The 18,175-nt window shown below is 68.0% G+C and carries 17 protein-coding genes; 10 read left to right on the top strand and 7 right to left on the bottom strand.

Annotated elements, in window-relative coordinates:
* Window positions 1-178: 178 nt before the first annotated feature.
* Window positions 179-817, bottom strand: coding sequence for an endonuclease III (nth, locus tag P7644_RS13965; protein WP_404299864.1), 639 nt, complete (start codon window positions 815-817; stop codon window positions 179-181).
* On the bottom strand, window positions 814-1,776 hold the full coding sequence (locus P7644_RS13960) for a LysR family transcriptional regulator (RefSeq protein WP_404299863.1): 963 nt from the start codon (window positions 1,774-1,776) through the stop codon (window positions 814-816). Before P7644_RS13960 ends, nth begins: the two co-directional genes overlap by 4 nt.
* A gap of 110 nt (window positions 1,777-1,886) precedes the next feature.
* Here P7644_RS13960 and P7644_RS13955 point away from each other — a divergent pair, with 110 nt between their 5' ends.
* The 6 genes from P7644_RS13955 to P7644_RS13930 all read left to right on the top strand — a co-directional run bounded on the left by P7644_RS13955 (window position 1,887) and on the right by P7644_RS13930 (window position 7,293).
* Window positions 1,887-3,350 carry an amidase gene (locus P7644_RS13955; RefSeq protein ID WP_404299862.1) on the top strand — a complete coding sequence of 488 codons (1,464 nt, stop codon included), beginning with the start codon at window positions 1,887-1,889 and terminating at the stop codon, window positions 3,348-3,350.
* A 35-nt stretch (window positions 3,351-3,385) separates the two neighbouring features.
* Window positions 3,386-4,372 carry a Bug family tripartite tricarboxylate transporter substrate binding protein gene (locus tag P7644_RS13950; RefSeq protein WP_404299861.1) on the top strand — a complete coding sequence of 329 codons (987 nt, stop codon included), beginning with the start codon at window positions 3,386-3,388 and terminating at the stop codon, window positions 4,370-4,372.
* A gap of 64 nt (window positions 4,373-4,436) precedes the next feature.
* Window positions 4,437-5,636 carry a PLP-dependent aminotransferase family protein gene (locus P7644_RS13945; RefSeq protein ID WP_404299860.1) on the top strand — a complete coding sequence of 400 codons (1,200 nt, stop codon included), beginning with the start codon at window positions 4,437-4,439 and terminating at the stop codon, window positions 5,634-5,636.
* Window positions 5,633-5,845 (top strand): SlyX family protein, encoded by a 213-nt coding sequence (locus P7644_RS13940; protein WP_404299859.1) that lies wholly within the window; start codon window positions 5,633-5,635, stop codon window positions 5,843-5,845. The genes P7644_RS13945 and P7644_RS13940 overlap by 4 nt, the downstream gene beginning before the upstream one ends.
* A gap of 121 nt (window positions 5,846-5,966) precedes the next feature.
* A complete protein-coding gene (locus tag P7644_RS13935; protein ID WP_404299858.1) occupies window positions 5,967-6,968 on the top strand; it encodes an aldo/keto reductase in 1,002 nt (333 codons plus the stop codon).
* A 70-nt stretch (window positions 6,969-7,038) separates the two neighbouring features.
* Window positions 7,039-7,293 (top strand): DUF3820 family protein, encoded by a 255-nt coding sequence (locus P7644_RS13930; RefSeq protein WP_404299857.1) that lies wholly within the window; start codon window positions 7,039-7,041, stop codon window positions 7,291-7,293.
* A 212-nt stretch (window positions 7,294-7,505) separates the two neighbouring features.
* Here the strand turns inward: P7644_RS13930 and ytfE are convergent, their stop codons facing one another.
* The gene (gene ytfE, locus P7644_RS13925; RefSeq protein ID WP_404299856.1) at window positions 7,506-8,207 is read right to left on the bottom strand and encodes an iron-sulfur cluster repair protein YtfE; all 702 of its coding nucleotides are present in this window, start codon (window positions 8,205-8,207) and stop codon (window positions 7,506-7,508) included.
* 91 nt (window positions 8,208-8,298) lie between these two features.
* Between ytfE and P7644_RS13920 the strand changes: the two genes are divergently transcribed.
* On the top strand, window positions 8,299-8,772 hold the full coding sequence (locus P7644_RS13920; protein WP_404299855.1) for an RrF2 family transcriptional regulator: 474 nt from the start codon (window positions 8,299-8,301) through the stop codon (window positions 8,770-8,772).
* Window positions 8,773-8,836: 64 nt separating this feature from the next.
* Here the strand turns inward: P7644_RS13920 and P7644_RS13915 are convergent, their stop codons facing one another.
* Window positions 8,837-8,986 (bottom strand): hypothetical protein, encoded by a 150-nt coding sequence (locus tag P7644_RS13915; protein ID WP_404299854.1) that lies wholly within the window; start codon window positions 8,984-8,986, stop codon window positions 8,837-8,839.
* 155 nt (window positions 8,987-9,141) lie between these two features.
* On the opposite strand from P7644_RS13915, the gene P7644_RS13910 reads away from it, so the two are divergent.
* The 3 genes from P7644_RS13910 to P7644_RS13900 are packed head-to-tail and all read left to right on the top strand — an operon-like array spanning window position 9,142 to window position 14,001.
* Window positions 9,142-11,064: a PrkA family serine protein kinase gene (locus P7644_RS13910; protein ID WP_404299853.1), complete on the top strand. Its 1,923-nt coding sequence runs from the start codon at window positions 9,142-9,144 to the stop codon at window positions 11,062-11,064.
* A gap of 43 nt (window positions 11,065-11,107) precedes the next feature.
* Complete coding sequence (locus tag P7644_RS13905; RefSeq protein WP_404299852.1) at window positions 11,108-12,376, top strand: YeaH/YhbH family protein; 1,269 nt, start codon at window positions 11,108-11,110, stop codon at window positions 12,374-12,376.
* The gene (locus tag P7644_RS13900) at window positions 12,373-14,001 is read left to right on the top strand and encodes a SpoVR family protein (RefSeq protein ID WP_404299851.1); all 1,629 of its coding nucleotides are present in this window, start codon (window positions 12,373-12,375) and stop codon (window positions 13,999-14,001) included. Before P7644_RS13905 ends, P7644_RS13900 begins: the two co-directional genes overlap by 4 nt.
* Before the next feature lie 86 nt (window positions 14,002-14,087).
* Here P7644_RS13900 and kdpE read toward each other — a convergent pair whose 3' ends face one another.
* Genes kdpE through kdpC form a run of 3 tightly spaced genes read right to left on the bottom strand, consistent with a single transcriptional unit; the run spans window position 14,088 to window position 18,169 of the window.
* A complete protein-coding gene (kdpE, locus tag P7644_RS13895) occupies window positions 14,088-14,786 on the bottom strand; it encodes a two-component system response regulator KdpE (protein WP_404299850.1) in 699 nt (232 codons plus the stop codon).
* A 17-nt stretch (window positions 14,787-14,803) separates the two neighbouring features.
* Entirely contained in the window at window positions 14,804-17,497 is a 2,694-nt protein-coding gene (locus P7644_RS13890; RefSeq protein ID WP_404299849.1) for a DUF4118 domain-containing protein, read from the bottom strand.
* 54 nt (window positions 17,498-17,551) lie between these two features.
* Window positions 17,552-18,169, bottom strand: coding sequence for a potassium-transporting ATPase subunit KdpC (gene kdpC / locus P7644_RS13885; RefSeq protein ID WP_404299848.1), 618 nt, complete (start codon window positions 18,167-18,169; stop codon window positions 17,552-17,554).
* Window positions 18,170-18,175 lie beyond the last annotated feature (6 nt).

Genomic DNA, 18,175 nt, shown 5'->3' with positions numbered 1-18,175 from the left:
CTGCAACTTGCGATGCGCCAATGCAGGCGTCACACCATGCTCGCCGCCGGCGACATCTCCGCAGAAACCTTCGCCGCCTGGCTGCGCACGCATGCCGTGGCCCGTGATTAAGGATTTTGCTGTTTTTGGCCTTTAGCGCTTAACAGGCAAGCGCTAAATGCTATCAAAATTGAAGCGGTCAAGACGCCGGCGTCTTCGGCCGGTAGTCGCAATACGGCGCCACTGCGCATTCCCAGCAGCGCGGCTTGCGCGCCTGGCAGACGTAGCGGCCGAGCAGGATCAGCCAGTGGTGCGAATCCACGGCGTATTGCGCGGGCACGCGCTCGAGCAGCCGCTTTTCCACCTCCAGCGGGTTCTTGCCCGGCGCCAGGCCGGTGCGGTTGCTGACACGGAAGATGTGCGTATCCACCGCCATCGTTGGCTGGCCGAAGGCCACGTTCAGCACCACGTTGGCGGTCTTGCGGCCCACGCCGGGCAAGGCCTCCAGCGCCTCGCGCGTGCGCGGCACCTGGCCGCCATGCTGTTCCACCAGGATGCGGCAGGTTTGCATGAGGTTGCGCGCCTTGGTGGGGTACAGGCCTATGGTCTTGATGTAGCCCTGCAGGCCGTCGAGCCCCAAATCCAGCATGGCCTGCGGCGTGCCCGCCACCGGGAACAGCCGGCGCGTGGCCTTGTTCACGCCCACGTCGGTGGCCTGGGCCGAAAGCAGCACGGCCGCGAGCAGCTCAAAGACGCTGGTGTATTCCAGCTCGGTGTTGGGCTGCGGGTTGGCGGCCTTGAGGGTGGCGAAGAAGGGTTCGATGTCTTCTGTCTTCATGGCGGGGTGTCGTTCTTTGGGTCGGGCGCGATTGTCGCCGCCCTCTGCGCGGGCGGCGCGGGCAGCAGCGCGCGCAGGTGGCCGAGGAAGGCGTGCACGCCCTCGGGCAGCGTGCGGCCTGCGAGCGTCTGCAGCTCGATCGCGCGGCCGTTCACCGCGCGTTCGCGGATCTGCGCGGCATGCAGCTCGCCGCGGCGCACGCGCTCGCGCACCGTGACCTCGCCCGCGATCGAAAGGCCGCCGCCGTGCAGCACGAAGTGCGTGAGCGCCTCGAACTGCCCGGTGACCAGCGCGGGCTCGAACACCAGGCGCCGTTGGCTGCACGCGATGTCGAAGAGCTGGCGCGCGGTGTTGTTGCCGTCGGGCAGCGCGATGGGGTAGGGGTGCATCTGCGCGAGCGTCACGCTCGCGTGGCGCGCCAGCGGGTGGTCGGGCCGCATGATGGCGATCACGGGCGAGACCTGGCGGTGATGCACCTCGATGTCGCGCTCGGCCGCGCGGCTGTAGGTCAGGCCGATGTCGGCGTCGCCGTCCAGCACCACCTGCGTCACCGCCGCGGGCGCGGCCGCGCGCATGTGGAACTGCATGCCCGGGTGCCTGGCGCGAAAGAGCGCCACGGCGCGCGGCAGGAACTCCACCACGAAACCTCCCGAGGCGCACAAGCGGATCAGCCCACGCCGCAGTCCGCGCAGCGCCTGGATGTCGGAGACCACGCGGTCGGCCTCCAGCGCGCCGCGCCGCGCGTGGGCGGCCAGCAGCTCGCCTGCGGCGCTGGGCACCATGCCGCGCGGGCGGCGCTCGAACAGCGGCAGGCCGAGCAGGTCTTCGAGCCCCGTCACCTGCCGGCTCACGGCCGAGGGTGAGACGCTCAGCCGTGCGGCGGCCTCGCTGACCGAGCCGCTGCGCACCACTTCGAGGAAGTAGCGCAGCGCGGTGTCTTGCAGGCGATGGGAGATCATGGGCAGCCAGGTTTGCGAAAAACGCAACGATAAATCAAGAAATCGGCGATTGTTGAAAGAGGGGCGGCTGTGTATCCTGCCCCGTTCCGTCACGCGACCGAAAGATTTCCATGCCACAGCAACCCCAGTCCCCCGCCGCGGCCGGCATTGCCGGGATGAGCGCCGTGGCGCTGTCGCACGCGATTCATGCGCGCGAAGTGTCCTGCGTGGAGGTGCTCGACGCTTGCTATGCGCAGATCGACCGGCTCAACCCCGTGGTCAACGCGCTCGTGGCGTTCGCCGACCGCGATGCCATGCGCCGGCAGGCGCGCGCGCTGGACGAGCGCCTCGCGCGCGGCGAAAGCCTGGGGCCGCTGCACGGCTTTCCGCAGGCGCCCAAGGACATCATGCCCGCGGCCGGCATGGTGACGACCAAGGGCTCGCCCATCTTCGCGGGCCAGGTCTCGCAGGCCGACTGCGTGGTGTTTGAGCGCATGCGCGCCGGTGGTTGCCTGTTCGTGGCGCGCAGCAATTCGCCCGAATTCGGCCTGGGCGGCCACACCTACAACCCCGTCTACGGCACCACGCGCAATGCCTGGGACGCCACGCGCTCGGCTGGCGGCAGTAGTGGCGGCGCGGCCGTGGCCGTGGCGCTTTCCATGCTGCCCGCGGCGGACGGCTCGGACATGATGGGCTCGCTGCGCACGCCGGCCGCGTTCAACAACGTCTACGGCTTGCGCACCTCGGTGGGCTGCGTGCCGCACGGGCCGGGCGAGGAGGTGTTCTTCCAGCAGTTCAGCGTGGCTGGGCCGATGGCGCGCGACGTGCCCGATCTGGCGCTGCTGCTGTCGGTGCAGGCGGGGTTCGATGCGCGGCTGCCGCTCACGCGCCGCGGCGAGGCGCCGCGCGACTGGGGCGCAGAACTGCAGCGCGACTGGCGCGGCGCGCGCATCGGCTGGCTGGGCGACCTGGGCGGCCACCTACCCACCGAGCCCGGCCTGATCGACACCTGCCGCGCGGCGCTGCGGCATTTTTCCGACATCGGCTGCTTGGTGGAGGAGGCGCTGCCGGTGTTCGACCTTGAGCGCCTGTGGCGCGCCTGGCTCGATCTGCGCAGCTTCAGCGTGGCGGGCGCGAATAGCGCTCTCTATGAAAACCCAGAGAAGCGCTCACTGCTCAAGCCCGAGGCGCTATGGGAAATAGAGCGCGGCCGCGTCCTCTCCGCCATGCAGGTGTACGACGCCGCGCGCGTGCGCTCGGCCTGGTACGAGGCGCTGTGCCGCCTGTTCGAGCGCTTTGATTTCCTGGTGCTGCCCGCGGCCCAGGTATTCCCGTTCGACGCCGCGCTCGACTGGCCGCACGCCGTGGGCGGGCGCGAGATGGACACCTACCACCGCTGGATGCAGGCCGTGGTGCCCGCCACCATGGCCGGCCTGCCCGCGCTGGCCGCGCCCGCGGGCTTCGGCCCGCAGGGGCTGCCCGCGGGCCTGCAGATCATCGGCCCCGCCCAGGCCGACCTGGCCGTGCTGCAGATCGGCCATGCCTATGACCAGGCCAGCGGCTACGCGCGCCAGCGCAGCCCGCTGCTGGGCTGAACAACTTATCCGTCCACACAAAAAAGGAGACAACCATGACCTCGCTCACCCGTTCCCGCTTCCTGTCGTGCCTCGCAGCGGGCGCCGCGGCGCTGGCCGCGCCCGCCGCGTTCGCGCAGCAGGGCTATCCCGACCGACCCATCAAGCTCATCGTGCCCTTCGCGCCCGGAGGCGCGACCGACATCCTGGGGCGGCTGCTCGCCGCGGGGCTGTCGGACAAGCTGGGCCAGCCGGTGATCGTCGAGAACCGCCCCGGCGCGGGCACGGTGGTGGCGGGCGGCCTCGTGGCCAAGGCACCGCCGGACGGCTATACGCTGTTCCTCGGGGGCAGCTCCACGCTCACCTACAACCCGGCGATCCGCGCGCAGTTGCCTTACGACCCGCTGCACAGCTTCACGCCGCTGGGGATGGTGGCCGATATGGGCCTGGTGCTCGTGGCGAACAACGCCACGCCGGGCAAGACCCTGCAGGAGCTGGTGGCGCTCTCGAAGGCCGAACCGGACAAGTTTTCATATGGCTCTTTCGGTACGGGCTCGTCGGTGCACTTCGGCGGCGAGATGCTCAAGGCCGCCACGGGGCTCAAGGCGATGCACGTGCCGTTCAACGGCAGCTCGCCGAGCCTGACCGCGCTCATGGGCGGGCAGGTGCAGCTGGCGGTGGACACGGTGGTGGCCACCACGCCGCTCATCAAGGCGGGCAAGATCCGCGCCATCGCCACGCTGGGCGCGCAGCGCCTGCCGCTGCTGCCGCAGGTGCCCACGGTGGCCGAGAGCGGCTACCCCGGCTTCAGCGCGGACACCTGGTTCCCCTTACTCGCGCCCGCCGGCCTGCCCGCACCCGTGCGCCAGAAGATCGAGAAGGCCCTGGCCGACGTGATGGCCGACCCAGCGGTGCGCACCAAGCTGGTGGACGTGGGCCTCGCGCCCGCATGGGGCCCGGGCAGCGTGGTGACGGAGCGCGTGGAACGCGAGCTGCCGCAGATGCGCGCCGTGGCCGCGCGCTCGGGTATCCGTGTGGACTGAGATCGAGCAAGGGCGCGGCGCATTGGCGACAATGGCGATTTTTCCGACCCGCCATTAACACCCCATGCAATTCGCCGACCGCCTGAACAACGTTGAAACCTCCGCCATCCGCGAGCTGTTCAAGCTGCTGGGCAAGCCCGGCATCATCAGCTTCGCCGGGGGCTTCCCCGACAGCGCCATGTTCGACGTGGACGGCATCCGCGAGGCGAGCCAGCGTGCGCTGGCCGAGGAGCCCGGCGCTGCCCTGCAGTACGGCGCCACCGAGGGCTACGAGCCGCTGCGCGAGCAGCTCTCGGCCTTCATGGCCGCCAAGGGTGCGCAGGACGTGGCGCCTGGGCAGCTCATCGTCACCACCGGCAGCCAGCAGGCGCTGGACCTGCTGGGCAAGACCATGATCAGCCCCGGCGACAAGGTGATCGTCGAGGGCCCGACCTTCCTGGCCACCATCCAGTGCTTTCGCCTGTATGGCGCGCAGCTCATCAGCGCACCCATCGACGGCGATGGTGTGAAAACCGATGAACTGGAAAAGCTCATTGCCGAGCATCGTCCCAAGTTCGTCTACCTGATCCCCACCTTCGGCAACCCCAGCGGCGCCATGCTGAGCCTCGCGCGGCGCAAGAAGGTGCTGGAGCTGGCCGTGAAGTACCAGACCCTGATCGTCGAGGACGACCCCTATGGCGACCTGTACTTTGGCGAGGCTCCGCCGCCCAGCCTGCTCGCGCTCTCGCCCCAGGTGCCGGGCAGCCGGGACTTGCTGGCGCACTGCGGGTCGCTCTCCAAGGTGCTCTCGCCCGGCCTGCGCGTGGGCTGGCTCATCGCGCCGCCCGAGCTGCTGGCCAAGGCCACCATGTGCAAGCAGTTTTCCGACGCCCACACCAGCACCTTCGCCCAGGCCACGGCCGCGCAATACCTCAAGGCCGGGCGCATGCCGGGCACGCTGGCCCATGTGCGCGCCGTGTACGCCGAGCGCGCCCAGGCCATGGGCGATGTGTTGCGCCAGGAACTGGGCGCGGCCATCGAGTTTGTGCAGCCGCAGGGGGGGCTGTTCGTCTGGGCGCGCTTGACGGGCGCGGGCGGCGCGGTGGCGGATGGCAATGTCCTTGCCAAGCGCGCCATCGACAAGGGCGTGGCCTTCGTGCCCGGCGCGCCGTTCTTCTGCGCCAACCCGGATCCGGCCACGCTGCGCCTGTCGTTCGCCACGGCCGACGTGGCCAAAATCCGCGAGGGCGTGGCGCGCCTGGGACAGGCGGTGGCGGGGCGATGAGCATGAGCACGCAGGAGCGCCTGGAGGCTCTGGAGGTCAAGGCCGCGTTTACCGAGGACCTGCTCGATCAGCTGAACCTGACCATCTACCGCCAGCAGCAACAGATCGACGCGCTGGTGCGCGAAGTGCTGCAGCTGCGCCAGCAGCAGCCCGAGGGCGGCGGCGCGGCGGTGCGCAACCTGCGCGACGAGCTGCCGCCGCATTACTGAGGGTTGCTGCGGGCAAGATGCCGGCGCTCTGGCTTGCGCTAAGAGGATTTGAGAGAAATTTGCCGCTAACGCCCGCTATTAAAGCGCAAGTAGCTCTTTTTTCTATAGTGAAAGATACACCATGCAATACCGCCAACTAGGCAAGAGCCAGCTGCAAGTTTCCTCCCTGTGCCTGGGCACCATGATGTTCGGCGACCAGACGGACGCGGCCGAGGCCGCCTCCATCATTGCCCACGCGCGCGAGCATGGCGTGAACTACATGGATACGGCCGACGTGTACACCAAGGGCGGGTCCGAGGCCATGCTGGGCGGCCTGCTCAAGGGCCAGCGCCACGACTGGGTGCTGGCCACCAAGCTGGGCAACAAGATGTCCGAGCGGCCCAACGAGGGGCGTTACTCGCGTGCCTGGATGCTGCGCGAGGTGGAGGCCAGCCTCACACGCCTGCAGACCGAGCATGTGGACATACTCTACCTGCACCGTGACTACGAGGGCATGGACCTGGAGGAGCCGCTCTACGCCATCGACGCGCTGCTGCGCGCGGGCAAGATCCGCTACTGGGGCGTGTCCAACTTCCGCGCCTGGCGCATCGCCGAGCTGGTGCATGGCGCGCGCCGCATCGCCATGCCCGGCCCCGTGGTGTGCCAGCCGTACTACAACCTGCTCAACCGCATGCCCGAGGTGGAGATATTGCCCGCCTGCCAGCATTACGGGCTGGGCGTGACGCCCTACAGCCCGGTGGCGCGCGGCGTGCTCACCGGCAAGTACCTGCCGGGCCAGGCGCCGCAGGAGGGCACGCGCGCCGGGCGCGGCGACCGGCGCATGGGCCAGACCGAGTTTCGCGAGGAGTCGCTGGCCATCGCCCAGACGCTCAAGCGTCACGCCGAGGCGCGCGGCGTGACGCTGGCGCAGTTCGCCACCGCCTGGGTGCTGGCGCACCGCGCCGTCAGCTCCGTGATCGCCGGCCCGCGCACGCTGGCGCAGTGGCAGGATTACCTGCCCGCTCTGGATTACGCCGTCACGCCCGAGGACGAGGCGCTCATCGACGGCCTGGTCGCGCCCGGCCATCCGTCCACGCCCGGCTATACCGACCCGGCCTACCCGCTGCAGGCGCGCAGGGCTTGAGCATCTACTGTTGCAGCGTGATACCGGCCTTGCTGAGCGCCCAGACGCTGCTGTCGATAAAGGGGCTGTGATGGAGATTGCCGGCTGCAGCGTGGAGCGACTGCAACTGCTGCTGGAACGCGAAATGCCGTTCGGCAAGCACCGCGGCACGGTGCTTGCCGACCTGCCCGCCAACTACCTGCAGTGGTTCGCGCGCGAGGGTTTTCCGCGCGGTGAGACCGGGCAGCTGCTGGCGCTGATGTACGAGATTGATCACAACGGCCTGCGCGCGCTGCTGGCGCCGCTGCGCGCTACGGCGCAGCGACAGAATCGGCAGCTGAAATAGCCGCGCCACGGCTTGCGCGCAATGCCCTGGCCCATGCCGGGGCCGGGCATCAGAGGCTGAGAATAAATTGGCCGTGCCCGAGAGGTGCGCCAAAACGCCATCAATCGAGGCGCAAAACGCAGCCATAGCTCGGGCTATGGCGAGTATTTGCAACGATGGGTGGGGGGGCTTTGGCGTGCAAAGCGGGCATGGGAAATTTTTTTCTCAGACTCTCAGCTGCAGCCGCAGCCCGAGGCGCTGCCGCAGCCCTGCGACGCGCTGGCTTCGAACTGCTGGAACAGTACGTTGTTTTCCAGGTGGATATGGTTCATCAGGTCTTCGTGCAGCTGGGCCAGGCCGGTGTACAGCGCACGCCAGGTGTTGCAGGCGCCCATCGGCGGGGTGATGTCGTTGGTCAGCTGGGCCAGGTGCTCCAGCGCCTGGCCGTGGTCGGTGTGCTCGTGGCGCATCATGGCGATGGGCTGGCTCACGAAGCTGTTGCCGCCGGCGCGCAGCATCGGGAACAGCACGGCCTCTTCCTTGTGCATGTGGGTGAGCAGCTCCTGCTCCATGGTTTCGAGCGCGTCGGCCAAGCCATGCGGGGTGTTGGGGTTGTCGCGGTGCACGGCCTCCACGCGGCGTGCCATGCGGATCAGCTCGGGCAGCTGGACGCGGTGCACCTCGTGGTAGCGCGCGATGATGTGGTCGATCAACTCGGACGGCGTGCCCGTGTCGGGCAGCTCATTGGGGCGCTGCAGCGCCGACAGCTCCCGCACCACGGCCTGCAGGTCCAGCCCCTTGTCGCTGGCCGCCTGGTGCAGGCTCACATGGCCGCCGCAGCAAAAATCGAGTTTGAGGCGGCGAAACACGGCGGTGGCGCCGGGCAGCTGCACGGCAATCTGGCCAATGGCCTGGCTGGAGTCGATGGAGCTCATGGTGGGGGTTTTCAAAGATACATTTGATCTGCATATTTTATTCTTTAAACTTCACTCTGTGTGAATCTTTTGTAATGACCGCGGAAACCCCATGCGACTGACACAGTGGACCGACTACGCGTTGCGCGTGCTGATGTATTGCGCCGCCAGCCAGGAGCGCGAGCAGCCCGTGACCATCAGCGAGGTGGCTGAGGCGCATGGCATTTCGCGTAGCCATCTGACAAAAATCGTGCAGCAGCTGGCCGCCCAGGGCCTGCTGGACACCACGCGCGGGCGCGGCGGTGGCATGCGGCTGATGAAGCCTGCCAGTGAGATCAACCTGGGAGCGATAGTGCGCATGACCGAGACTGACTTCGACATGGTCGAGTGCTTCAACGCCGATCTCAACCAATGCCGCATGAGCAACCATTGCCGGCTGCAGAACGTGCTCTCGGACGCGACGCGGGCCTATCTGGCCGTGCTCGACGGCCTGAGCGTGGCCGACCTGGTGGCGCCGCCGCCCCCGGGCAAGGACGGCGCCGCGGCGGCTGGCCAGCCCGTGCGCTGGGTGCCCGGCCTGCCATAGACCCGCTGAATTATCAGCAAAATGCGGCCATAACGCTTTCGTGTAAAGCGTCTGTAACTATTGTTTAAATAGCATTTTCCGAGCGGTTCCATCGGCTGCCGTCGGCCTGCTGCGGGCCGCTCAGCGCCGTGGCATGCCGGCCCATGCCGCCCTCGCAGGCGCGCACCGGCCGGGCGGGCTGCTGGTGCTGGCCTGGTGGCAGGGAACCCGACACCGGTGATCGTGATCACTCGTGTTGTGTGCCAGTGCGGGATTTATGCACCTGTTCAAAGCCGGGGCAAGGTGTTACAACGAGCTCGCACGGCTGGTCGATGTCTTGCAACTCTGCGGCACTGTCCGCCCCCCGGGGTGCCGCCATAGGAGGCCCTTATGGATGCCATCAGCAACTTTGCCGCACGCTATGTCCGCCTGCGCGAAGAGGAAATGTCGATCGACGAATACCTTGCCCTTTGCCAGCGCGATCCCATGGCCTATGGCAGTTCTGCCGAGCGCATGCTGGCTGCGATAGGCGAGCCGGAGATGGTGGATACGCGCAACGAGCCGCACCTGTCGCGCCTGTTTGCCAACAAGGTGATCCGCCGCTATCCGGCCTTTGCCGAGTTCTACGGCATGGAGGACGCGATCGAGCAGGTGGTGAGCTTCTTTCGCCACGCGGCCCAGGGGCTGGAGGAGCGCAAGCAGATCCTGTACCTGCTGGGCCCGGTGGGCGGCGGCAAGAGCTCGATCGCCGAGCGCCTCAAGCACCTGATGCAGAAGGTGCCGTTCTACGCCCTCAAGGGTTCGCCGGTGAACGAGTCGCCGCTGGGGCTGTTCGATGTGACCGAGGACGGACCGGTGCTGGAGGAGCAGTTCGGCATTCCCCGGCGCTGCCTGCAGCATGTGCTCTCGCCCTGGGCCGTCAAGCGCCTGGAGGAATATGGCGGCGACATACGCCAGTTCCGCGTCGTCAAGCGCTATCCCAGCATCCTGAAGCAGGTGGCCATCGCCAAGACCGAGCCGGGCGACGAGAACAACCAGGACATCTCCAGCCTGGTGGGCAAGGTGGATATCCGCAAGCTGGAGAACTTCGCCCAGGACGACACCGACGCCTACAGCTACTCGGGCGGCCTGTGCCTGGCCAACCAGGGGCTGCTCGAATTTGTCGAGATGTTCAAGGCGCCGATCAAGGTGCTGCACCCGCTGCTTACCGCCACCCAGGAGGGCAACTACAAGGGCACGGAGGGCTTTGGCGCCATTCCGTTCGATGGCATCGTGCTCGCGCACAGCAACGAGAGCGAGTGGAAGGCGTTTCGCAACAACCGCAACAACGAGGCCTTCCTGGACCGCATCTACATCGTCAAGGTGCCCTACTGCCTGCGTGTCTCCGAGGAGATGAAGATCTACGAGAAGCTGATCCGCGAGTCCTCGCTGGCCAAGGCCGTGTGCGCGCCCGGCACGCTGAAGATGATGGCGCAGTTCTCGGTGCTCACGCGCCTGAAGGAGCCGGAGAACTCCAGCATCTTCAGCAAGATGCAGGTCTATGACGGCGAGAGCTTGAAGGACACCGATCCGCGTGCCAAGAGCTATCAGGAGTATCGCGACTACGCCGGCGTGGACGAGGGCATGAGCGGCATCTCCACGCGCTTTGCCTTCAAGATCCTGTCCAAGGTCTTCAACTACGACAGCACCGAGGTGGCGGCCAACCCCGTGCACCTGATGTATGTGCTGGAGCGCCAGATCGAGCGCGAGCAGTTCCCCGCCGAGCTGGAGACCAAGTACACCGGCTACATCAAGGAATACCTGTCGCCGCGCTACGCCGAGTTCATCGGTAAAGAGATTCAAACTGCGTATCTTGAGAGCTACAGCGAGTACGGCCAGAACATCTTCGACCGCTACGTCACCTACGCCGACTACTGGATCCAGGACAGCGAGTACCGCGACACCGACACCGGCGAGGTGTTCGACCGCAACGCGCTGAATGCCGAGCTGGAGAAGATCGAGAAGCCCGCGGGCATCGCCAACCCCAAGGACTTCCGCAACGAGATCGTCAACTTCGTGCTGCGTGCGCGCGCCAACAATCAGGGCAAGAACCCGAGCTGGACCAGCTACGAGAAGCTGCGCCTGGTGATCGAGAAGAAGATGTTCTCCAACACCGAGGAGCTGCTGCCCGTCATCAGCTTCAATGCCAAGGCCAGCGCCGAGGACGCGCGCAAGCACGAGGATTTTGTCACCCGCATGGTGGCCAAGGGCTATACCTCCAAGCAGGTGCGCCTGCTGTGCGAGTGGTACCTGCGCGTGCGCAAGAGCAGCTGACCGGCCCGGCGGCAGCGCCGGTACCGGGCCATGGGGGATATAGATGGCAATGCAAATCATCGACCGCAGGCTCGCTGGCAAGAACAAGTCGGTGGGCAACCGCGAGCGTTTCGTGCGCCGCTACAAGCAGCAGATCGCCGAGGCGGTGCGCCGCGCCGTGAGCCAGCGCGACATTCGCCATATCGAGCAGGCCGAGAGCATCACCATTCCGCGCAAGGACATCCACGAGCCGGTGTTCCACCACGGCCAGGGCGGCGTGCGCGACACCGTGCACCCGGGCAACACCGATCATGTGCGCGGCGACCGCATTGCCCGGCCCCAGGGTGGCGCGGGCGGGGCGGGCTCGCAGGCCAGCGATAGCGGGGAGGGGGAGGACGACTTCACCTTCACCCTGTCCAAGGAAGAGTTCATGCAGCTCTTCTTTGAAGACCTGGCCCTGCCGCGCTTGATGCGCACCCATATCGGCGACACCCCGCAATACAAGACGCGCCGCGCCGGCTACAGCCACGACGGCACGCCGCAGAACCTGGCGGTGCTGCGCACCATGCGCGGCGCCCTGGGCCGGCGCCTGGCCCTGACCAAGGCGCCGCACCGCGAGCTGCAGGTCTTGCAAAAGCAGCTCGATGAATTGCTGGCGCAGGACGACGGCACCAGCGAAGCCGTGGCCGAGCTGCAGCAGCGCATCGACGCCCTGAAGGCACGCGTGGACAAAGTCGCCTTCCTCGATCCCATCGACCTGCGCTTTCGCAACCGCACCAAGGTGCCCGTGCCCAGCAGCCAGGCGGTGATGTTCTGCGTGATGGACGTGTCCGGCTCCATGGACCAGGAGCGCAAGGACCTGGCCAAGCGCTTCTTCATCCTGCTGTACCTGTTTCTCACGCGCCACTACGAGAAGATCGACATCGTTTTCATACGCCACCACACCCAGGCCGCCGAGGTGAGCGAGGACGAGTTCTTCCACTCCACCGAGAGCGGCGGCACGGTGGTCAGCAGCGCCCTGGTGCTGCTCGATCAGATCATGCGCACGCGCTACCCCGTGGGCGACTGGAACATCTACGTCGCCCAGGCCAGCGACGGCGACAACTTCCACGACGATGGCGGCAATTGCCGCAGCCTGCTGGCCGAAAGGATCCTGCCCCTGGTGCGTTACTTTGCCTATGTCCAGGTGGCGCAGGAGGAGCAGAACCTGTGGGACGAATACAGCCAGCTGCCGCGGTTGTTCCCCCACTTCGCCATGCGCAAGGTCTCCGGGCCGGGCGAGATCTACCCCGTGTTTCGCGACCTGTTCAAGAAAGAGGGGGTGTCGGTATGAACCTTTCCCAATACCCCGCGCTGGCACGCCGTGCGGGCTCGCACCACTGGAAGCTGGCCGTCTCGGGCGAACGCCAGCAGCGCGGCGTGCCCCGTGCTCCCCTGCCGGCCGGCAAACGCCCGGCCCAGCCCTTGCCTGATCCTAGCGACTGGACCTTCGAGCTCATCGAGCGCTACCACGCCGTCATTGCCGCCACGGCCGAGCGCTATGGCCTGGACACCTACCCGAATCAGCTGGAGGTGATCTCGGCCGAGCAGATGATGGACGCCTATGCCAGCGTCGGCATGCCGGTGGGCTATCGCCACTGGAGCTATGGCAAGGAATTCCTGGCCACCGAGCGGCGCTACCGGCGCGGGCACATGGGGCTGGCCTACGAGATCGTCATCAACTCCAACCCCTGCATCTGCTACCTGATGGAGGAAAACACCACCGCCATGCAGGCGCTGGTGATTGCCCACGCGGCTTACGGGCACAACAGTTTCTTCAAGGGCAACTACCTGTTCGGCATGTGGACGGACGCGGGCAGCATCATCGACTACCTGGTCTATGCCCGGGACTTTGTGGCCCAGTGCGAGGAGCGCCACGGCCTCGATACCGTGGAGCAGTGGCTCGACTCCTGCCATGCGCTGTCCACCCTGGGCGTGGACCGCTATCACCGCCCGACCAAGAAGACCCTGGCGCGCGAGCGCGCCGAGCGCGAGCAGCGCGAGGCCTACGCCCAGCAGCAGGTCAACGTGCTCTGGCGCACCCTGCCGGCGCGCCCGGGCAAGGGCAGCGCGGCGCAGGAGAGCGAGCGTTTTCCGAAGGAGCCCGAGGAAAACATCCTGTACTTCATCGAAAAGAATGCCCCCCTGCTGGAGCCCTGGCAGCGTGAGATCGTGCGCATCGTGCGCAAGATCGCGCAGTACTTCTACCCGCAGCGCCAGACCCAGGTGATGAACGAGGGCTGGGCCACCTTCTGGCACTACACGCTGCTGAACACCTTGTACGACGAGGGCTGGCTCACCGACGGCGCAATGATCGAGTGGCTCTCCTCGCACACCAACGTGATCTACCAGCCGCCCGTCGGGCACCGCGCCTACAGCGGCATCAACCCCTATGCGCTGGGCTTTTCCATGTACCGCGACATCCGGCGCATCTGCCAGGAGCCCACCGAGGAGGACCGGCGCTGGTTCCCCGACATGGCCGGCACGCCCTGGCTACCGGTGCTGCACCACGCCATGCAGAACTTCAAGGACGAGAGCTTTGTCGGCCAGTTCCTGAGCCCCAAGCTGATGCGCGACATGCGCCTGTTTGCCATCCACGACGATGCCAGCGAGCGCGAGCTGCTGGTCAGCGCCATCCACGACGAGGACGGCTACCGCATCCTGCGTCAGACCCTGTCGCAGCAATACGACCTGGGCGTGCGCGAACCCAACATCCAGGTGTGGAACGTGAACCTGCGCGGCGACCGCTGCCTTACCCTGCGCCACACCCAGTACCAGGGCCGCCCCCTGGCGGGCGATGCGCTGGAGGTGCTCAAGCATGTGGCGCGCCTGTGGGGCTTTGGCGTGCAGCTGGAAAGCGTGGGCAGCGACGGCGAGCTGCCGGTGCTGCTGCACAGCGTGCCGGCGCCGGCGGCCTAAGGGCAGTCATTTTAGTTTATTTTGCTATATATTTAATAGCTATTTGCGCTTGATTGACGGGAGATGAAGGCTATTTTCTCTTGTATTCAAGCCTGGGACACGAAGCGATAGCCTATGCCCGCTTCGGTCAGCAGATGCCGGGGCATGGAGGGGGTGTCCTCGATCTTCTTGCGCAGGTTGGCCATGTGCACGCGCACATAGTGCTGGTCATCGGCGTGGCCCGGACCCCAGACCACCTTGAGCAGCTGCTGGTGCGTGAGCACCCGGTCGGGTTGGGCGATCAGGTGCGTGAGCAGCTTGTACTCGATGGGCGTGAGGTGCAGGGGCTGGCCTGCGCGCTGCACGCTACGGCGCACCAGATCCACTTCGACCACGCCAAAGCGCACCACCGGCTCGCCGGATTGCGTCTGCCGTTGGCTGCGCCGCAGCTGGGCGCGCACGCGCGCCATGAGCTCGCCCGCGCCGAAGGGTTTGACCAGGTAGTCGTCGGCGCCGGCATCCAGCGCAGCGATCTTGTCGGCCTCGCCGCTGCGCGCCGACAGCACGATGACCGGCATGGCAGACCAGCCGCGCAGGTCGCGGATCAGGTCGACGCCGTCGCCGTCGGGCAGGCCCAGGTCGAGCACCACCAGGTCGGGGCGGCGCGTGCCGGCCTCGATCAGGCCGCGGCGCAGGTCTTCGGCCTCGTAGACCGCATGGCCTTCGGCCTCGAGCGTGAGGCGCACGAAGCGGCGGATGTCGGCCTCGTCTTCGACGATCAGGATGCGGGTGCCGGGTTCGCTCATGGGGCTATTCATTCTGGCTATGTGGGCGGCAGGGGCGCCTGGCCGCCATCGTCCGGCGGTGGGGTGCCGCGCGGCAGCGTGATGGTGAAGACCGCGCCCTGGGCGGGGGCGCTGCGGTTGTGCCCGCGGATCGTGCCGCCATGGGCCTGCACGATGGCGCGGCAGATCGCCAGCCCCAGGCCGACGCCGGGCGTGGCGCTTTCACGCGCTCCGCGCTCGAACTTCTCGAACACCAGTTCCTCGCGGCCGCGGGGCAGGCCCGGACCCCAGTCGGCCACGGTCAGCACCACCTGGCTGCTGGCCGCTTGCGCTGCGATGGCGATGGGGCTGCCGGCAGGCGTGTACTTGGCCGCGTTTTCCAGCAGGTTGACGAGCACGCGCTCGAACAGCACGGCGTCCAGGTGCAGCAGCGGCAGGTCGTCGGCCAGCTGCACGTCGATCGGACGGCCCGCCAGCGAACCGGCGCAGGCCGCGAGCGCGCTGCCCACCACCTCCTCGAGCGGCTGCCAGGCGCGGTGCAGCTGCACGGCGCCGGCTTCGAGCCGGGCCATGTCGAGCAGGTTGCCCACCAGCGCGTTCATGCGCAGGGCCGACTGCCGGATCGCGTCGGTCACTTCGCGCTGTGGTCCGCTCAGCGGCGGGGGGATGAGGCCCAGCGTGTCGACCAGGCTCACGAGCGAGGCCAACGGCGTGCGCAGGTCGTGCGAGATCGCCGAGAGCAGCGAGTTGCGCAAGCGCTCCGACTCGATCTGCACCGTGCTCTGGCGCGCCACTTCGATGTAGTGGATGCGCTCCAGCGAGATGGCCAGTAGCGAGGCGCAGGTGTCGAGCAGGCGGCGCTGCTCGGGGCTGAGCAGGCGCACCGGCTCGGCCGCGATGGCGAGCACGCCGCGCAGGCGCATCGGCGCCTTGAGCGGCAGCACCAGGCAGCTGCTCATGGGCAGGGTGTCGGTGCCGGGGCCCGCGGCCGCGCCGCGCTCGAACGCCCATTGCGCCACGGCCATATCCAGCGGCGCCTGGCCGCCGGGCAGGGCCTGCAGCCGGTTGTGTTCATCGGCGTCCAGCAGCGTGGACGGGGCGCCGAATTCGGCCGCCAGGAAGCGCGCGCCGATCTCGGCCACCTGCTCGGGCAGCAGTGCGGCGGACAGGTCGCGCGCCATCTCGTAGAGGCTGCGCACGCGGTGCTCGCGCAGCGTTGCGGCCTGCGCCTGCACCTTGAGCCCGGCCGTGAGCTGGCCGATGACCAGCGCGACCACGAGCATTACGCCGAAGGTGACGAGGTATTGCACATCGCTCACCGCGAACGAAAAGTGCGGCGGCACAAAGAAGAAGTCGAACAGCCCCACGCCCAGGAAGGCCGCGAGCACGGCGCTCGCGCGGCCGTAACGCAGCCCCACGCCGACCACGGCGAGCAGGAACAGCATGACGATGTTGCTCAGCTCCAGCACGTCCTTGAGCGGCGTCGCCAGCAGCGCCATGAGCACGCAGGCCGCCACGGCCGCCGCGAAGCCCTGCCAGGGCCAGCCGCCGGTGCGCGGCTGCGCCGGCGCGGTCGCCGGGCGGGCCGCGGCACGCCGGCCCACCTGCAGCAGGTCGAGTTCGCCGCCCTCCACGGCGATGCGCGCGGCCAGCGGGTGCTGCCAGGGCCAGCGCGGCGCGGCGCGGCCCAGGACGAGGCGCGCCAGGTTGTGCTCGCGCGCATAGCGCGCCAGCGCCGTGGCGGCGTCGGGCGCCGACAGCGTCGCCGTGGTGGTGGCCCCCAGCTCCTGCGCGAGCCGCAGTACGCGCAGCGGCCGCTCGCGCGTGGCCGGGGGCTTGCGCAGCACGGCGGGTGTCTCCACATGCACGGCATGCCAGGGCACCTCCAGCTGGCCCGCCAGGCGCGCGCAGCTGCGCACCACCTGCTCGCCTTGTTCGTCCGGACCCACGCAGGCCAGCAGCGCCTCGCGCGTGGGCCAGACCGGCTGCACGGCGCTGCGGCGCCGGTAGGCCTGCATCTGCTCGTCCACGCGGTCGGCGGTGCGGCGCAGGGCCAGCTCGCGCAGCGCCAACAGGTTGCCTTTGCGGAAGAAGTGCGCGGCGGCCCGCTCGGCCTGCTGGGGCAGGTAGACCTTGCCGGCCTTGAGGCGTTGCAGCAGCTCATCGGGCGGCAGGTCGACGACCACGACTTCGTCCGCCTCGTCGAACACGCGGTCGGGCACGGTCTCCCAGACGCGGATGCCGGTGATGCCGCTGACGATGTCATTGAGGCTTTCGAGGTGCTGCACGTTCATCGTGGTCCACACGTCGATGCCGGCCGCGAGCAGCTCTTCGGCGTCCTGCCAGCGCTTGGGGTGGCGCGTGCCGGGCAGGTTGCTGTGGGCGAGTTCGTCGAGCAGCACCAGCGCGCCCGGGTGCTCCGCGCCAAAGCGCAGCGCGGCGTCGAGGTCGAACTCGGCCAGCTCCCGGCCGCGGTAGGGCACGCGCGCCGCGGCCAGGCGCGGCAGTTCCCGCGTCATGGCCTCGGTCTCGGGGCGGCCGTGGGTCTCGACCACGCCCACGATCAGAGGCATGCCCTGCGCCTGCGCGGCGCGCGCGGCCGCGAGCATGGCGTAGGTCTTGCCCACACCGGCCGACGCGCCGAAGAAGATTTTCAGTCGGCCGCGTTGCCGCAAGGCTTCTTCTTGCTGCACGCGCTGCAGCAGCGCATCGGGGTCGGGGCGGTCCTGCATCAGGGGGTTATAGATCAAATCGGCCTTCAACCCAATGGGATGAAGCGCAATACGCTATTTTTGTGATAGCGCATCCAGCGCCAGGTTCAGCCGCAGCACGTTGACGCGCGGCTCGCCCAGCAAGCCCAGCAGCGCGCCTTCGCTGTGCCGCGCGACGAGCGCGCGCACCTGAGTCTCGGGCAGGCGGCGCGCGCGGGCCACGCGCGCCGCCTGGTAGTCGGCGGCAGCGCGGCTGATGTGCGGGTCCAGCCCGCTGGCCGACGCCGTGACCAGGTCTACGGGCACGGGGGCGAGGTTGCCGGGATCGGCCGCGCGCAGTGCCTGCACGCGCGCGCGCACCGCGGCTGCGAGCGCGGGGTTGGAGGGGCCCAGGTTTGAGCCGCCGGAAGCCTCGGCGTTGTACGCCATGGGCGCGGTGGCCGAGGGACGGCCCCAGAAGTACCTGGCCTCGGTGAACGACTGGCCAATCAGCGCCGAGCCGACGGCATGACCGTTGTGCATGACCAGGCTGCCGTTGGCCTGCTGGGGAAACAATGCCTGGGCTAGACCGGTGACGGTCAGCGGGTACAGCAGGCCGGTCACGGCCGACAGCAGCACGAACAGCACCAGCGCGGGGCGCAGCAGGCCCGGCGTGCGCCCGGGCTGCTCTTGGCGGGGATGGAGGATGGACATCTGGGG

It is taken from the genome of Alicycliphilus denitrificans (assembly GCF_044792555.1).
GTDB classification, from domain to species: Bacteria; Pseudomonadota; Gammaproteobacteria; order Burkholderiales; family Burkholderiaceae_C; genus Alicycliphilus; species Alicycliphilus denitrificans_A.
This window is presented reverse-complemented; position numbering and strand designations above follow the sequence as displayed.

Excerpts from the sequence above, each read along its gene's own strand:
- nth (WP_404299864.1), bottom strand. The coding sequence starts at position 817 with ATGAAGACAGAAGACATCGAACCCTTCTTCGCCACCCTCAAGGCCGCC.
- P7644_RS13960 (WP_404299863.1), bottom strand. The coding sequence starts at position 1,776 with ATGATCTCCCATCGCCTGCAAGACACCGCGCTGCGCTACTTCCTCGAA.
- P7644_RS13955 (WP_404299862.1), top strand. The coding sequence starts at position 1,887 with ATGCCACAGCAACCCCAGTCCCCCGCCGCGGCCGGCATTGCCGGGATG.
- P7644_RS13950 (WP_404299861.1), top strand. The coding sequence starts at position 3,386 with ATGACCTCGCTCACCCGTTCCCGCTTCCTGTCGTGCCTCGCAGCGGGC.
- P7644_RS13945 (WP_404299860.1), top strand. The coding sequence starts at position 4,437 with ATGCAATTCGCCGACCGCCTGAACAACGTTGAAACCTCCGCCATCCGC.
- P7644_RS13940 (WP_404299859.1), top strand. The coding sequence starts at position 5,633 with ATGAGCATGAGCACGCAGGAGCGCCTGGAGGCTCTGGAGGTCAAGGCC.
- P7644_RS13935 (WP_404299858.1), top strand. The coding sequence starts at position 5,967 with ATGCAATACCGCCAACTAGGCAAGAGCCAGCTGCAAGTTTCCTCCCTG.
- P7644_RS13930 (WP_404299857.1), top strand. The coding sequence starts at position 7,039 with ATGGAGATTGCCGGCTGCAGCGTGGAGCGACTGCAACTGCTGCTGGAA.
- ytfE (WP_404299856.1), bottom strand. The coding sequence starts at position 8,207 with ATGAGCTCCATCGACTCCAGCCAGGCCATTGGCCAGATTGCCGTGCAG.
- P7644_RS13920 (WP_404299855.1), top strand. The coding sequence starts at position 8,299 with ATGCGACTGACACAGTGGACCGACTACGCGTTGCGCGTGCTGATGTAT.
- P7644_RS13910 (WP_404299853.1), top strand. The coding sequence starts at position 9,142 with ATGGATGCCATCAGCAACTTTGCCGCACGCTATGTCCGCCTGCGCGAA.
- P7644_RS13905 (WP_404299852.1), top strand. The coding sequence starts at position 11,108 with ATGGCAATGCAAATCATCGACCGCAGGCTCGCTGGCAAGAACAAGTCG.
- P7644_RS13900 (WP_404299851.1), top strand. The coding sequence starts at position 12,373 with ATGAACCTTTCCCAATACCCCGCGCTGGCACGCCGTGCGGGCTCGCAC.
- kdpE (WP_404299850.1), bottom strand. The coding sequence starts at position 14,786 with ATGAGCGAACCCGGCACCCGCATCCTGATCGTCGAAGACGAGGCCGAC.
- P7644_RS13890 (WP_404299849.1), bottom strand. The coding sequence starts at position 17,497 with ATGCAGGACCGCCCCGACCCCGATGCGCTGCTGCAGCGCGTGCAGCAA.
- kdpC (WP_404299848.1), bottom strand. The coding sequence starts at position 18,169 with ATGTCCATCCTCCATCCCCGCCAAGAGCAGCCCGGGCGCACGCCGGGC.